We start from the raw sequence: 14932 nt of genomic DNA, 5'->3' as shown, positions 1-14932 counted from the left end.
CTCTACCAGACCTGTCGCAGACAACAGCTCTTCGAAACGCAAGCCAACGAGAATCCATCGCCTGCGACTGTAGCCACAACCAGTGGACTTTACCGGTCGTGTCTTGCATACGCAGCAATACCCGACGCTGCAAATCCAGCACGCAGGTCACGTGCCTAACCTTCTGGTCTTCAAAACCGGACCAATACCAATGCTCACCGTCCCAGCGCAGCACGCCAGATCTGCCTTTGCGTTGGACCACAACGGCATACAGCACACTTCCCAGAAAGACCAGCATTAAGGTCGCAGCGCGAATGCCCCAAGGCTGCAATACGAGATAAAGGGTCACCACAAGCCCGCCGCACGCGATCCAAAGGACCAGAAAATACAAACGCCAGGCCGCGGGCCCGACGTTCCAACTGACAGCAGGAGCCCGATGCATGGGCCTTGCGCAATAGTGATCTAGATGCGCTTGAAGACCAGGGAACCGTTGGTTCCGCCAAAGCCGAAGTTGTTCTTCAGTGCCACGTCGATACGCATGTCCCGCGCTGTATTGGCGCAGTAGTCCAGGTCGCACTCAGGGTCCTGATTGAACAGGTTGATCGTTGGCGGGCTCTTCTGATGGTAGATGGACAGGATCGTCACGACTGACTCCAGTCCGCCGGCACCACCCAGCAAGTGGCCTGTCATGGACTTCGTGGAGTTCACCACGACCTTCTTGGCCGCATCACCCAAAGCGGCCTTGATGGCGTTGCTCTCGTTGATGTCGCCCAACGGCGTGGAAGTTCCATGGGCATTGAGATAGTCGATCTGGTCGCCGTTCACGCCAGCATTGCGCATGGCGTTGACCATCGCGCGGCGCGGACCATCCATATTGGGAGCCGTCATGTGGCCGGCATCCGCACTCATGCCGAAGCCTGCCAATTCTGCGTAGATGCGCGCGCCACGTGCCTTGGCATGCTCGTACTCTTCCAGAACCACAACGCCACCGCCTTCACCCAGGACAAAACCATCACGGTCCTTGTCCCAGGGACGCGAAGCAGTGGCCGGATCATCGTTGCGGGTGCTGAGTGCGCGCATGGATGCGAAGCCGCCCACTCCCAGAGGAGACACCGTGGCTTCGGAACCGCCTGCAATCATCACATCGGCGTCACCATACTCAATCATCCGACCAGCTTCACCAATGCAGTGCAGGCCGGTGGTGCAAGCGGTGACGATGGCAATGTTGGGTCCCTTGAAGCCGAAACGCATCGATACATGACCGGAGGTCATGTTGATGATGGAGGCAGGAACAAAGAAGGGGGAAATACGGCGAGGTCCACGTGCCGTGTATTCGGCATGCGTGCTCTCGATAAGAGGCAAGCCACCGATGCCGGAGCCAATCACACAACCGATTCGGGTTGCCTCTTCTTCGCCCAGAGCGTCGCCAGTGGGCAAGCCCGCATCGTTAACGGCCTGAACGGCGGCGGCGATACCGTAATGGATAAAGGTATCCATCGTTCGCGCCTCCTTGGAGTTCATGTACGAGTCCAAGTCGAAGTTACGCACCTCGCCAGCGATCTGGCAGGAAAAGGCAGATGCATCGAACTTGGAAATCGTGCCAATGCCGGACTTGCCAGCAAGCAGATTGGCCCAGGCCTCAGGAACCGTATTACCTACGGGACTGATGCATCCCAAACCAGTGACAACAACGCGACGACGGGCCATAGAAATCAGGTTTCAGCAGTTTGTCAAAGAAACTCCGCCTGACGGCGGGCAAAGGTGCAAAAGAAATGGGCCCGACCGTCTGATGGTTTCACCAGATCTTCAGGCCCATGCGCTAACGCCGCAGCAAGAGACCTATCAGGCCTTCTTGTGCGTATTGGCGTAGTCGATGGCGTTTTGCACGGTCGTGATTTTTTCAGCGTCTTCGTCGGGAATTTCAATTCCGAACTCGTCTTCCAAAGCCATCACCAGTTCCACTGTGTCCAGAGAATCGGCACCCAGATCGGCCACGAATGCCTTTTCGTTGGTGACTTGAGATTCTTCAACACCGAGTTGCTCGGCAATGATTTTTTTGACGCGTACTTCGATATCGCTCATGTGTTCCCTCTGAGGGTTGTAAAAGAATCCGAGATTTTACCCCGTCGGGGATGGTTCCCCAACCGGGCTGCCGAACGGACTAATCGGCTTATGAAAATACTACATATACATGCCGCCGTTAACGTGCAATTCCTGCCCGGTAACGTAAGCGGCTTCAGGCGAAGCAAGGTAACACACTGCATGGGCAATGTCGGAAGGTTTACCCAGATGCCCAACAGCAATCTGGGTCAGCAAGGCCTTGTGCTGTTCTTCGCCCAGACCTGCCGTCATATCGGTTTCAATGAAGCCAGGCGCCACACAGTTAACCGTGATGTTGCGTGAACCCAGCTCCTTGGCCAATGCACGGGTCATCCCGGCTACACCCGCCTTGGCAGCAGCGTAATTGGCTTGCCCCGCGTTTCCGGAAGCCCCCACCACCGAGGTGATGTTGACGATGCGCCCGTAGCGCTGCTTCATCATGGTGCGCATCACGGCGCGACTCATGCGGAACACGCCCTTGAGATTGGTGTCCAGCACCGCATCCCAGTCTTCGTCCTTCATGCGCATGGCCAGCGTGTCTCGGGTGATGCCGGCGTTGTTCACCAGCACGTGCAGACCGCCCAGCTCCTTCGCCACGGCATCCACCAGCGCGTCGCCTGCGGCACCATCCGTCACATTCAGCGTGCGGCCATCGCATCCCGCAAATCCGGACAAGGCCTCACGAATGGCGGCAGCGCCTGCATCGGTCGTCGCGGTACCAACGACCTTGAATCCCTTGCGTGCCAGTTCCAGCGCTATTGCAGCACCAATGCCTCGGGACGCACCCGTCACCAGCGCAACTTGCGCTCCTACTTGGGCATCGCTCATGCCAAGACTCCTTTTGCTTCTTCCAAGGTTGCCGGATCAAACAGCGCTGCACCGGTCATTTCCGCGTCGATACGCTTGACCATGCCTGCCAGCACCTTGCCGGGCCCACATTCCACCACATGGCTGATGCCACGCGCCTTGATAGCCTGAACACATTCCACCCACCGTACCGGACCAAAGGCCTGGCGGTACAGTGCGTCACGGATTGCATCCGGCTGGGTTTGCACTGCAACGTCAATGTTGTTGATCAGCGCGATTTTCGGCTCGAGGATTTCGATTTCTGCCAGACGGACGCGCAATTTTTCTGCGGCTGGCTTCATCAGGCTGGAGTGAAAAGGGGCAGACACCGGCAGCGGCAAAGCGCGCTTGGCGCCGTTGGCCTTGAGCACTTCACAAGCCTTTTCCACGGCAGCCTTGCTGCCAGCAATCACGGTTTGTGCCGGATCATTGAAATTCACCGCCTGTACAACTTCGGCAGAGCCCGCTCCAAAGGACGCGGTAACTTCGGCGCAACCGGATGCAACACGCGCAGCATCCATACCCAGGATGGCCGCCATGGCGCCGGTGCCTACCGGCACGGCATCCTGCATGGCTTGGGCACGCAGGCGCACCAGAGGGGCGGCCTGCGACAGGGTCAGAGAACCTGCCGCAACCAAAGCCGAATACTCGCCCAGCGAATGTCCAGCCACCACATCGGGCTGCACTCCGATTTCGGTCATCCATACGCGGTACGCCGCCACCGCCGCGACCAGCATCACCGGCTGGGTGTTGGTGGTGAGTGCCAGCGCCTCCTTGGGACCTTCGTGGATTAGCTTGGGCACATCTTCTCCCAGCGCATCTGAGGCCTCCTGCAATGTGCTTGCAACCACAGGATGGTCACCCCATCCATCGAGCATGCCCACCGACTGCGAACCTTGACCGGGAAAAACAAATGCAAATTTCTTCATGGCAATTCAAAAATGATGGCCCGGTCAGCGCCGGGCATTGACGAAGAAGCTCAGAACTTCAGAACCACAGCGCCCCAGGTGAAGCCGCCTCCAACGCCTTCCAGCAGAAGGGTTTGACCAGGCTTGACCTGACCCGAACGTACCGCGCTGTCCAAAGCCAGCGGGATGGACGCAGCCGATGTGTTGCCATGCTGGTCCACAGTCACAACCACTTTGTCCAAAGGCACCCTGAGCTTGCGGGCGGTACTTTGCATGATGCGGATATTGGCCTGATGGGGAATCAGCCAGTCGACATCGGCTCCCGATAGCTCCGCCTTGGCCAAAGCGGCGCGCGCTGTGTCTTCCAGCACGCCGACGGCCAATTTGAAAACCGCCTGACCGTCCATCTTCAGCAGAGGGTCACCCAGGATATGGCCACCAGAAACGTGCCCGGGGACACACAGAATGCCGACGTGCTTGCCATCAGCATGCAGGTCGCTGGCCAAGATGCCTGGCGTGTCTGAAGCTTCGAGAACCACAGCACCAGCGCCATCGCCAAACAGCACACAGGTCGTGCGGTCGGTGAAATCCAGAATGCGGGAGAACACTTCCGCACCAATGACCAATGCCTTGGTGGCAGCACCTGTGCGAATCATGGAGTCGGCCACGCTCAGGGCGTACACAAATCCACAGCACACGGCCTGCAGATCAAACGCTGCACCACCTGCCGCACCCAGCTTGTTCTGCAATATGCAAGCCGTGGAGGGAAACACCATATCCGGCGTGCTGGTAGCCACGATGATCAGATCGATCTCCTGGGCGGTTCGGCCCGCCGCGGCCAAGGCGCTCTTGGCAGCTTCCAAAGCCAGATCGCTGCTGAACACGCCGTCCGCCGCAAAATGGCGTGCCCGAATTCCGGTGCGCTCGACAATCCATTCATCCGAGGACTCAACGCCCTTGGCGGCCAATTCGGCCACCAGATCCGCATTGGTCAGTCGGCGGGGAGGCAGATAGCTGCCGGTGCCTGTAATTCGCGAATATCGTGTCATGGGTATGTGGAAAGACTTCCGTTCAAATCACGATGTGGCCACGGGCGCCGTCAAAAGCGCCGCTGCTTTGGCTATACGAACCTGAACGCGGTCCAACAAGTTGTTTCGGGCAGCATCATACGCGCGGTTCAACGCATTCACGAAGGCCAATTGGTCTGCCGACCCGTGGCTTTTGAAAACCAGTCCGCGCAATCCCAGCAGCGCAGCGCCGTTGTAACGGCGGTGATCCACACGTCTTTTCAGCGCACTCAGCACCGAATAAGCAGCAACTGCTGCCAATTTGGTAAAAATATTCTTGGAAAATTCGGCCTTCAGAAACCCCGAAATCATTGAAGCCAGACCTTCGCTGGTCTTGAGCGCCACGTTTCCAACAAAGCCGTCGCAAACCACGATGTCCACCACACCCTTGAAGATGTCGTTGCCTTCAACGTTGCCGTAAAAATTGAGATCGCCAGAATTGCCGGCAGACCGCAGCAATTCGCCTGCGCGCTTGATCACTTCATTGCCCTTGATTGCCTCTTCGCCGATGTTGAGCAAACCAACAGAGGGCGACTCTACGTCGTTCAAGACCGACACCAAGGCCGACCCCATCACGGCGAACTGCAGCAGGTGCTCGGCGCTGCAGTCCACGTTGGCCCCCAGGTCCAGCACCGTGGTCGCACCACCGGTGGCATTGGGAATCTGGCCCGCAATCGCGGGGCGCTCGATGCCGTCCAGCGTTTTCAGCACGTAGCGCGATATGGCCATCAATGCGCCCGTGTTGCCTGCCGAAACGGCAGCCTGGGCGGCGCCATCCTTGACTTGCTGGACCGCAATGCGCATGGAAGAGTCCTTCTTGCGGCGCAAGGCAATTTCCAGCGGGTCATCCATGGTGACCACTTCACTGGCAGCGACAACAGTAGCGCGTGGATGCGAAAACCCCGAGAGTGCCTCGGGCAAACCGACCATCACCAAGCGGGCTTGCGGATGCGCATCCAGAAACTGGGTGCAGGCCGGCAGCGTCACCTTGGGGCCATGGTCGCCACCCATGCAGTCAACAGCTATGGTTATCACGGAGATGTCTCAAATAGGTCTCATTAGCCGGCGAAATTCGCCATAAAAAAAGCCCGTCGCTACAGGTGTGTAGCTTCGGGCTTCGCTGGAAGCGCTGGGATCAGGCTTCGGATTTGGTCTTCAGCACCTTGCGACCACGGTAGAAACCGGTGGGGCTGATGTGGTGACGCAGGTGAGTTTCGCCAGTGGTCGGCTCAACGGCGATTCCGGGCACAACCAGAGCGTTGTGCGAACGGTGCATGCCGCGCTTGGAAGGAGATTTCTTGTTTTGTTGAACGGCCATTTTCGGCTCCTGGGCAATGGGTGCTGCACAGGTTGCAACACTTTGAGGTTGGTAAAAACGCGGCTGGTTCCGCACGCGAAGCCTCAAATTATAGCCTATTCCTGTGCTTTCAGCCAGCATCCTTTTTCTTGAGTTGCTGCAGCACGGCAAATGGACTGGGCTTTTCCTCGGGCGGCTCCTCGAAGTCGGGGTCCGCAGCCTGCAATTTGACGGGTTCCGGACACACTTCATGCATGGGAACCAACGGCGTGGCCAACAGCAACTCGTCTTCAATCAGTTCCAGCAGGTTGAAGGACTTGCTCAGCACCAGCACATCCTCTTCGGACTCCTCATCTTCCACTTCGGCCAGATGTTCGGACGCCACAAAGCGGAAATCCCGCTCGAATTCCACCGGCATATCCACCGGCCCCAGACAGCGCTGGCACACCAAAGCCAGTGAGGCCTGTGCCGACAAATGCACCCAAGGCTCATCCAGACCTGCTGCGTCCGTACGCACTTCCCCGCGCGCTGAGTAGGTGACAAATGTTTCACCTCCCACGCCCTGACTCTGATCCATCAAACGTTCGAAATGGCTCAGTTGTTCTTCACCAGCCAAGGTACCTGCAGCCTTTGCGAAGGCGGCAATGTGCAAGTGCTGTGGTGCAAATTCATGTTTCATGGGGTCAGTGTAAGAGAATCGGGGAATGCAACCTTCCAAGAACAGAAAACTCATTCTGGGCTCCACATCGGCCTATCGACGCGAGCTCCTCGAACGCCTGCACGTTCCATTTACCGTGGAATCGCCCCATGTCGATGAGACACCATTGGCCGGTGAAAACCCGGCCTCACTGGCGCAAAGACTGGCTCTGGCCAAGGCCATGGCGGTTGCCGACCGGTTTGCGCAGGCCATTGTGATCGGCTCCGACCAGGTGGCCGATCTGGACGGATTGCCACTGGGCAAACCGGGTACCCATGAGCGCGCCGTCCTGCAATTGCAACAGATGTCCGGCAAGGTGGTGATATTCCAAACGGCGGTCGCGGTTGTCTGCAAGGAAAGCGGTTTCCAGCAACAGTCGCTTGCAGCGGTGCGGGTGAAGTTCCGGAACCTGAGTGCAGCCGAAATTGAGAACTATCTGCGCGCAGAAGAGCCCTACGACTGTGCGGGCAGCGCCAAGAGTGAGGGGCTGGGCATTGCCCTGCTCGAAAGCATAGAAAACGATGACCCGACTGCCTTGGTCGGCCTGCCCTTGATTCGCACCGCGACCATGTTGCGCTCGGCGGGTCTGGATTTGCTGGCCTGAACGGCACCAACAGCATGAACTCCCCCACTTCGACAACGGGCGCCCAGCAAAATACCGGCACGCTCTATCTGGTTCCAGCACCATTGGATTTTGGCTGCGATGAAACGGTGGCCCTCGATGCCTCCATGCCCGCTGGCACGCTGCGGTTGGCATCCGGTATCAGCCACTGGATTTGCGAGAACGCCAAATCCACGCGCGCCTACCTCAAGCGTATCCACGAAACGCACCCCCTGCGCCTGCCGCTTCAGTCCATGCAACTGCAGGAACTGCCGCGCGAAGTGCACAAGAAGGGGGACCACGGCGGCGGCTTTGATGCCCGCCATATGCTGCAACCGGCTCTGACCGGCAATGCCATGGGGCTGGTCAGCGAGGCTGGCATGCCCGCCATCGCGGACCCGGGCTCATCCGTGGTGCGGGCCGCCCACGACCTGGGGATTCCCGTCGTGCCGCTGGTGGGGCCCGTGTCGCTACTGCTGGCCCTGGCGGCCAGTGGACTCAATGGCCAAAGTTTTGCCTTTGTCGGCTATGTGCCGGCGACACCTGCGGAACGGGCGCAAAAAATCCGGGAACTGGAGTCACTGGCACTCAAGACAGGTCAGACACAGCTCTTCATTGAAACGCCCTACCGCAATACCGCGCTGCTGCAAACCTTGCTGCAAAGCCTGCAACAAAACACCCGCTTGGCTACGGCAAGCGGCCTGACGCTACCCGGCGCGCGCTGCCACAGTGATCTGGTGAAGAACTGGAAGAACAAACCGTGGGCGCTGGACAACAGCATCCCGACGGTATTTGCGATCGGGCGCTGAGCGTCAGCGCAACGACGGCGCCAGTTTCAGGGCGTGTACCGAACCTTCACCAATGGAGGCGCCAAAGCGTTTGACCAAACGCTCTGCCACGTTGTCACGGCGGGTGTAATCGACCAGTTCCTCCGCCTTGACCACCTCACGCGCTACGTAATCCAGGTTGCCCAACTGGTCCACCAGGCCCATCTCAACCGCCTGCTGCCCCGTCCAGAACAGGCCACTGAAGGTTTCCGGCGTTTCCTTCAGGCGATTGCCGCGTCCCGCCTTGACCACGCCGATGAACTGCTGGTGAATCTGGTCCAGCATGGTCTGGGCGTAGGCGCGCTGCTTTTCGGTTTGCGGGCTGAACGGGTCCAGAAAGCCCTTGTTTTCACCGGCGGTCATCAGTCGACGCTCTACGCCTAACTTGTCCATCAAACCGGTAAACCCAAAGCCGTCCATGAGCACGCCGATACTGCCCACGATGCTGGCCTTGTCCACAAAAATCTTGTCGGCTCCTGATGCAATGTAGTAAGCCGCAGAGGCACACATTTCCTCCACCACTGCATACACGGGCTTGTGGTATTTGGCCTTGAGGCGGTGGATTTCGTCGTTGATGATGCCCGCCTGCACCGGGCTTCCACCAGGCGAGTTGATCAACAGCACCACCGCCTGGGTTCCCGAATCTTCAAAGGCGCTGCGCATGGAGGACACCACCTGCTCCGCGCTGGCATCTCCACCTGCCGCAATTTCACCCTTGATCTCAATGACTGCGGTATGGGGTTTAGACACATCCGCAGGTGCTGCACCACGCTCCCAGCCAAACCACGCCACCGCAGCGACAAAGACCAGCCATGCAATGCGAATGCCGTTGCGCCATCTGCGAGCCTGGCGCTGCTCTATCAGCGTCGCCATCGCCAGCCTTTCCAGGGTGGCACGCTCCCAGGCCGCAGCCGTGCCCGGGATTGCGCTGGAGTTGGTGTCTGTATCGTTGCCGCTGGGGAGATTTGGCTCGGTCATGTCAGAAATTCACGGGGTGTAGTTGAGGTGCAGTATGCCAGTGCACCACGCCATCACGCTCGGAGACCTCAATCTTGACCAGTCCACCCCGGCAAGGCCCGCCTTGGCAGGCGCCGGTCCGGGGGCTGTAGGTGGCACCGTGGGTGGCGCAAATGAGCCAGTGGCCGGTCAGATCGAAAAAACGGTTGGGCTGGTAATCCATTTCCATGGGTACGTGGGAACAGCGGTTGAGGTAGGCGTATACCTGCGCGTCATAGCGGATGGCAAACGCCAGGCAGGTCTGCCCGCAATACACCACGTCAAAAGGCACGGCCTCGCCACTGTTGACCAGATCCTGCGAGTTGCATAGCGGGATCACCTGCGGTTCAAAAGTATCAGCCATGGCCTTAGTTACCTCAGGCGTGCGTCAGCAACCATTGCCGCAGTTCTGCCACCGAGTGCGCAACAAAACGTGGCGCAAGTGGCTCAAACGCCGAATGGTCATGGGCACCGTAACTCACGCCCACGCTGGCGCAGCCTGCATTCAAGGCGAGCTGCAGGTCGTGGGTGGTGTCGCCCACCATCAGGGTACGCTCAGGCGCTACATCCAACTCGGCCATCAACTCCTGCAACATCAGCGGATGCGGTTTGCCCGCTGTCTCGTCCGCCGTACGGGAGGCATCAAAGAGGCCTTTTAATTCGTCCCGTGCCAATGCTTCATCCAGACCACGCCGGCTTTTGCCTGTGGCCACCGCCAGAAAATGTTGGCGTTGCTTGAGCGCGTGCAGCATGGGAATCACGCCCTCGAACAGGCTGATGTCATGCTGACGGGCGGTGTAATGGAATTTGTAACGCTCACCCAGCAAAGGGTACTTCTCCGGGGCAACATCGGGGGCAGCATGTGCCAAGGCGGCCATCAGGCCCATGCCGATGACGTAGGACGCGTCCGTGTCGCTGGGCACCGTTCCGCCCACGTCCCGCACCGCGGCCTGAATGCAACGGGTGATGATGGCAGTGGAGTCGAACAAGGTGCCGTCCCAGTCGAAGGCAATCAGGTCGAATTGGCGCCGTCTGGCGGATACAGCTTGGGTCATGGGAATCTGGCGCTAGGCGGTGGGCGGAAGTACCTGCCGCACAAAGGCGGAAAGGTCAGCCGGCAATTCTGCCCGCAATTCCAAGCGCTCGCCGCTGGCGGGGTGATTGCACGCAAAGCGCCAGGCGTGCAGGAACATGCGCTTCAGACTTCCGGGGCCATTTCCACGCGCCAGTTCCTTGTTGACCTCGAAATTGCCGTATTTGTCGTCTCCCAGAATGGGCATGCCCTCGGACGCCAGGTGTACGCGGATCTGGTGCGTACGCCCGGTCTTGATGGTGACCTCCAGCAGGGAATAGGCATGCGCAGCTTGCGGTTCCGTGGTGGCACGCACCTTGACCAAGGACAGCGAAGGCATGCCGTCCGGATCATCCTTGGCCACGACCTTGACACGACGTTCCCCTTCTGCCGCGCCGTCTTTGGCCGCCAGCAGGTATTTGTGTAGCGGCTTGTCCAGCACCTTGAGGCGCTCTGACCAGATGCCCAGCACCATGGCCAGATAGGTCTTGCCGGTTTCGCGGTCACGGAACTGGTCTTGCAGGTTTTTGAGGGCGCTGCGCTTCTTGGCAATCAACAAGATGCCCGAGGTTTCCCGGTCGAGGCGGTGCACCAGCTCCAGAAACCGGGCCTGGGGTCTGGCCATGCGCAACTGCTCGATCACACCAAAGCTTACCCCCGAGCCGCCGTGCACCGCGACCCCGGCAGGCTTGTTGATCGCCAGGAAGTAGTCGTCTTCAAACAGCACCGGAAAGTCCTTGGCCGGCACAAAGCCCCCGCCTTTGCCGGAGGCGGAAGCCATGGCCTGGGCTTTTTCATCCGCACGCTCCGACAGCCGGATCGGCGGAATCCGCACCAGGTCACCGGTCTGGACGCGCGAGTCTGCGGCCACCCGCCCTTTGTTGATACGGACTTCACCACTGCGGATGATGCGGTACACATGGGTCTTGGGTACGCCCTTGAGCTGGCGCATCAGGAAGTTATCCAGGCGTTGACCCGCGGAATCTTCGTCCACGGTCAGTGTTTTAGATTGGGGGGCGGAAGAATCCGGTTTGCCCCCTATAATGTGTTTCACTAGCGACGCGCTGTAAGTGGTTGATTTAGCTGGAGTTTAGTCCAGACCCCATTTTCAGTAGCGCTGGAAGGTCGATGCCGCCGCCTTGGCCAGCCTGTAAATCATCCGCCACCTGCGTGTGATGGCAGTCTGCAAAGCGGTCAATCCGACGAATTGAAACCCTGATACGGAATACCCCAAGTTTGCAAGCCCACGGTTTGCAAACGGATAAAAACGAGATGTTTGTGTTGTGGAGACTGTTGTGCATGTGCCTGCGGTGCGTTTTCGCACCGAGGGAAACCATGCGTCGGATCCCAGCCCCCCTGAAGATGGAGTCATCTGCTTTCCGTCCGAAAGCATATGCACAGACGCACCCCCTCGTTCCCATCCACGCGCCTACGCTTCGACACCTCGTGTAAATCGAAGTTCTCCGGCAATTCCTCCTCACTTCAGTTCGTCTGCCAGGCATCGTTAGCCCATTTTGGGCATGTTGAAACTGAAGAAGGACGCACTCCATGAAACGGATGCTTATCAACGCCACGCAGGCTGAAGAACGCCGCCTGGCCATTGTCGATGGACAAAAACTCCTCGACTACGAAATCGAAATCGAAGGGCGCGAGCAGCGCAAGGGCAATATCTACAAGGCGGTGGTCACCCGCGTCGAGCCTTCCCTGGAAGCCTGCTTTGTGGACTACGGCGAAGACCGCCACGGCTTCCTGCCCTTCAAGGAAATCTCCAAACAATTTTTCCAGCAAGGCGTGTCCGCCGGCAACGCCCGCATCCAGGACGCCATCCGCGAAGGCCAGGAGCTGCTGGTCCAGGTGGAGAAGGAAGAACGTGGCAACAAGGGGGCTGCCCTCACCACCTTCATCAGCCTGGCTGGCCGCTACGTGGTGCTGATGCCCAACAACCCCCGTGGCGGTGGCGTTTCGCGCCGCATCGAGGGTGATGACCGTGCCGAACTCAAGGAAGCACTGGACCAGCTTGAATACCCCAACGGCATGAGCATCATCGCGCGCACTGCCGGCATCGGCCGCAGCGCGCCCGAACTGCAGTGGGACCTGAATTACCTGCTCAAGCTCTGGTCCGCCATCGACGGCGCTGCCAAGGGTGCCAAGGGTGCGTTCCTGATTTACCAGGAATCCAGCCTGGTGATCCGCGCCATCCGCGACTACTTCAACCACGATATAGGCGACATCCTGATCGACACCGACGACGTGTACGAACAGGCCCAGCAGTTCATGGCCCACGTCATGCCCGAACACGCAGCCCGCGTGAAGCGCTACCGTGATGATGCCCCGCTGTTCAGCCGCTTCCAGATCGAACACCAGATCGAATCCGCCTACGCCCGCACGGTGCAACTGCCCTCCGGCGGTGCCATCGTGATCGACCATACCGAGGCTTTGGTTTCGGTGGATGTGAACTCGGCCCGCGCCATCAAGGGCGGCGACATCGAGGAAACCGCAACACGTACCAACCTGGAAGCTGCTGACGAAGTAGCCCGCCAGATGCGCTTGCGTGACTTGGGTGGCCTGATCGTGATCGACTTTATCGACATGGAAGAGTCCCGCAACCGCCGCGAAGTGGAAAACCGCTTGCGCGACGCGCTGCGCCAGGACCGCGCCCGCGTGCAGTTCGGCACCATCAGCAAATTCGGCCTGATGGAAATGAGCCGCCAGCGCCTGCGCCCCGCCCTGTCGGAAGGTGCTTCGATTCCCTGCCCGCGCTGCGGCGGTTCCGGCCATATCCGCGATACCGAATCCAGCGCCCTGCAGATCCTGCGCATCATCCAGGAAGAGTCGCTCAAGGACAACACCGCATCCGTGCTGTGCCAGGTGCCTGTGGACGTGGCTTCCTTCCTGCTCAACGAGAAGCGCACCGAGATCGCCAAAATCGAGCTCAAGCAGCGCATCAACGTGCTGATGGTTCCCAACAAGACGCTGGAAACCCCCAACTACAAGCTCGAGCGCCTCAAGCACGACGACCCCCGTCTGGACAACATCGAAGCCAGCTACAAGATGGCCGACGAGATGGAAGACCCCACGGGCGTCACCCGTCGCTCGCAAGAGCCCACCAACAAGCAGACCCCGGTGATCAAGGGCGTGCTGCCCGACGCTCCGGCGCCTATTGCGCCACCCAAGCCCGAAGTGCCCAAGGCACCGGTGGAAGCCGTCAAACCGGTGGCCCCCGCGGCAGCACCGGCACCTGCCGGTTTCTTCGGCTGGATCAAGTCCCTATTCGGTGGTGACGCACCCGCACCTGCAGCTCCGGTGGCAGCTCCCGTCGCCAAACCGGAAGAAAAGCGCGAGCCACGCAATCCACGTGACGGTGCCCGTGGTGGACGCAATGGCGGACCACGCGGCGAAGGCCGTAGTGATCGCCCGGAAGGTCAACGCAACGAGGGCCGTGGAGAAGGCGGACGCGGTGAAGGCCGCAACCGTGGCGGACGCGGTGGGCGCAATGAGCGTTCCGGCGGCGCACAACGCGAGCGCTTCGATGCCGAAGGCAAACCGGTGGTCGTGGAAGGCGTGGGCCTGGAACAAGCCAGTGCGGCTGCGAACCAGGAAAACGGCAACCGCGAGCCACGCCCCGAACGTACGCCCCGCAACGAGCGTGGCGACCGTGGCAACCGCAACAACCGCCCCGAACGCGCGGAACCTGTAGAAGCCGACGCCCGTAACGGCGAACGTGAAGAGAATCGCGACGGCAACCGCAACGAGGCTGGCGAAGGAGCTGAAGGCGCACGCAACGAAGGCCGAGGCAACCGTGGTGGTCGCGGCGGACGTGGCCGTGGTGGCGACCGCGGCCCCCGTCCTGATGCGGCAAACGCGCCCGTTGAAGGCCAGGTCGAACCAACAGCCGTGGCACCGGTCGAAGGAAATGCCGCTATGGATGCGGAATCCGGTGAGCGCCGTAATAGCGCCGGAGAACCACGCGAAAAGCGCTCACGCGACCGTTATGGCCGTGACCGCGGTCCCCGTGGCGAACGCGCTCCGCGCCAGGAAAATGCCGACCAGCAGCCAGCAAATGAGGTGCAAGGCAGTTACTTTTCCACACCAGAGGCCCCGGCAGCTGTCGTTGCCGCGCCAGCCGCTGTTGCGGAAACTGCGCCCGCAGTCGTAGTCGCGCCGTCGCCGGTTGCTGCGCCTGTAGCACCAGCCGCTGCCGCAGTGCCCGAGGCCAGTAGTGTGGCAGCCGTTGCAACGGAAAGCGCCATGCCCAAGGTGACGGCCTATGCGCTGCCCAAGGACGAGTTGATCCAGGTCGCCCAAAGTTCGGGACTGCAATGGGTGAACTCCGACCCTGAGCGTGTTGCCCAGGTGCAGGCCGCCATTGCGGCAGAGCCCCAGCCTGTGCATGTGCCACGCGAGCGCCCCGCTCCCGTGGTGCTTGACGAGGGTCCATTGATCCTAGTGGAAACCAAACGCGATCTGCGCAACCTGACGTTGCCGTTCGAAGAAACCACGCAGGCATAAGAAGCCGCGCAACGAAAAAAGGGCACGCGAGTG

15 protein-coding genes are annotated in these 14932 nt (G+C 59.9%); 3 read left to right on the top strand and 12 right to left on the bottom strand.

Annotated features, from left to right (window positions below):
• Positions 1-441: 441 nt before the first annotated feature.
• The 8 genes from fabF to AAGF34_RS16835 all read right to left on the bottom strand — a co-directional run bounded on the left by fabF (position 442) and on the right by AAGF34_RS16835 (position 6876).
• Entirely contained in the window at positions 442-1686 is a 1245-nt protein-coding gene (gene fabF / locus AAGF34_RS16870) for a beta-ketoacyl-ACP synthase II (protein ID WP_342616872.1), read from the bottom strand.
• A 135-nt stretch (positions 1687-1821) separates the two neighbouring features.
• Positions 1822-2061 carry an acyl carrier protein gene (gene acpP / locus AAGF34_RS16865; RefSeq protein WP_087496857.1) on the bottom strand — a complete coding sequence of 80 codons (240 nt, stop codon included), beginning with the start codon at positions 2059-2061 and terminating at the stop codon, positions 1822-1824.
• A gap of 99 nt (positions 2062-2160) precedes the next feature.
• Entirely contained in the window at positions 2161-2907 is a 747-nt protein-coding gene (gene fabG / locus AAGF34_RS16860; protein WP_342616871.1) for a 3-oxoacyl-ACP reductase FabG, read from the bottom strand.
• Positions 2904-3854, bottom strand: a complete 951-nt coding sequence (fabD, locus tag AAGF34_RS16855; protein ID WP_342616870.1) for an ACP S-malonyltransferase — start codon at positions 3852-3854, stop codon at positions 2904-2906. Before fabD ends, fabG begins: the two co-directional genes overlap by 4 nt.
• 50 nt (positions 3855-3904) lie before the next feature.
• Positions 3905-4882, bottom strand: coding sequence for a beta-ketoacyl-ACP synthase III (locus AAGF34_RS16850; RefSeq protein ID WP_342616869.1), 978 nt, complete (start codon positions 4880-4882; stop codon positions 3905-3907).
• A gap of 27 nt (positions 4883-4909) precedes the next feature.
• On the bottom strand, positions 4910-5935 hold the full coding sequence (plsX, locus tag AAGF34_RS16845) for a phosphate acyltransferase PlsX (protein ID WP_342616868.1): 1026 nt from the start codon (positions 5933-5935) through the stop codon (positions 4910-4912).
• Between the two features lie 100 nt (positions 5936-6035).
• A complete protein-coding gene (gene rpmF / locus AAGF34_RS16840; protein ID WP_301019432.1) occupies positions 6036-6218 on the bottom strand; it encodes a 50S ribosomal protein L32 in 183 nt (60 codons plus the stop codon).
• 109 nt (positions 6219-6327) lie between these two features.
• Positions 6328-6876 (bottom strand): YceD family protein, encoded by a 549-nt coding sequence (locus AAGF34_RS16835; RefSeq protein ID WP_342616867.1) that lies wholly within the window; start codon positions 6874-6876, stop codon positions 6328-6330.
• Between the two features lie 25 nt (positions 6877-6901).
• Here AAGF34_RS16835 and AAGF34_RS16830 point away from each other — a divergent pair, with 25 nt between their 5' ends.
• Together AAGF34_RS16830 and AAGF34_RS16825 are read left to right on the top strand one after the other, a co-directional pair.
• Positions 6902-7498: a Maf family nucleotide pyrophosphatase gene (locus AAGF34_RS16830; RefSeq protein ID WP_342616866.1), complete on the top strand. Its 597-nt coding sequence runs from the start codon at positions 6902-6904 to the stop codon at positions 7496-7498.
• Between the two features lie 14 nt (positions 7499-7512).
• Positions 7513-8304, top strand: coding sequence for an SAM-dependent methyltransferase (locus tag AAGF34_RS16825; protein WP_342616865.1), 792 nt, complete (start codon positions 7513-7515; stop codon positions 8302-8304).
• A gap of 3 nt (positions 8305-8307) precedes the next feature.
• On the opposite strand, the gene AAGF34_RS16820 is transcribed toward AAGF34_RS16825, so the two are convergent.
• From AAGF34_RS16820 to AAGF34_RS16805, 4 genes are read right to left on the bottom strand one after another with little or no spacing between them, the layout of a single operon-like run.
• Positions 8308-9300, bottom strand: a complete 993-nt coding sequence (locus AAGF34_RS16820) for a S49 family peptidase (RefSeq protein ID WP_342616864.1) — start codon at positions 9298-9300, stop codon at positions 8308-8310.
• Position 9301: 1 nt separating this feature from the next.
• Positions 9302-9682 carry a Rieske 2Fe-2S domain-containing protein gene (locus tag AAGF34_RS16815; protein ID WP_342616863.1) on the bottom strand — a complete coding sequence of 127 codons (381 nt, stop codon included), beginning with the start codon at positions 9680-9682 and terminating at the stop codon, positions 9302-9304.
• Between the two features lie 13 nt (positions 9683-9695).
• Positions 9696-10373, bottom strand: a complete 678-nt coding sequence (locus AAGF34_RS16810) for an HAD-IA family hydrolase (protein WP_342616862.1) — start codon at positions 10371-10373, stop codon at positions 9696-9698.
• Between the two features lie 12 nt (positions 10374-10385).
• On the bottom strand, positions 10386-11384 hold the full coding sequence (locus tag AAGF34_RS16805) for an RluA family pseudouridine synthase (protein ID WP_342616861.1): 999 nt from the start codon (positions 11382-11384) through the stop codon (positions 10386-10388).
• 554 nt (positions 11385-11938) lie between these two features.
• On the opposite strand from AAGF34_RS16805, the gene AAGF34_RS16800 reads away from it, so the two are divergent.
• Complete coding sequence (locus tag AAGF34_RS16800) at positions 11939-14899, top strand: Rne/Rng family ribonuclease (RefSeq protein ID WP_342616860.1); 2961 nt, start codon at positions 11939-11941, stop codon at positions 14897-14899.
• Positions 14900-14932 lie beyond the last annotated feature (33 nt).

It is taken from the genome of Rhodoferax sp. GW822-FHT02A01, from assembly GCF_038784515.1.
Classification (GTDB): domain Bacteria; phylum Pseudomonadota; class Gammaproteobacteria; order Burkholderiales; family Burkholderiaceae_C; genus Allorhodoferax.
Note: the sequence above shows the minus strand (reverse complement) of the source record. Positions and strands in the feature narration are given on the sequence as shown.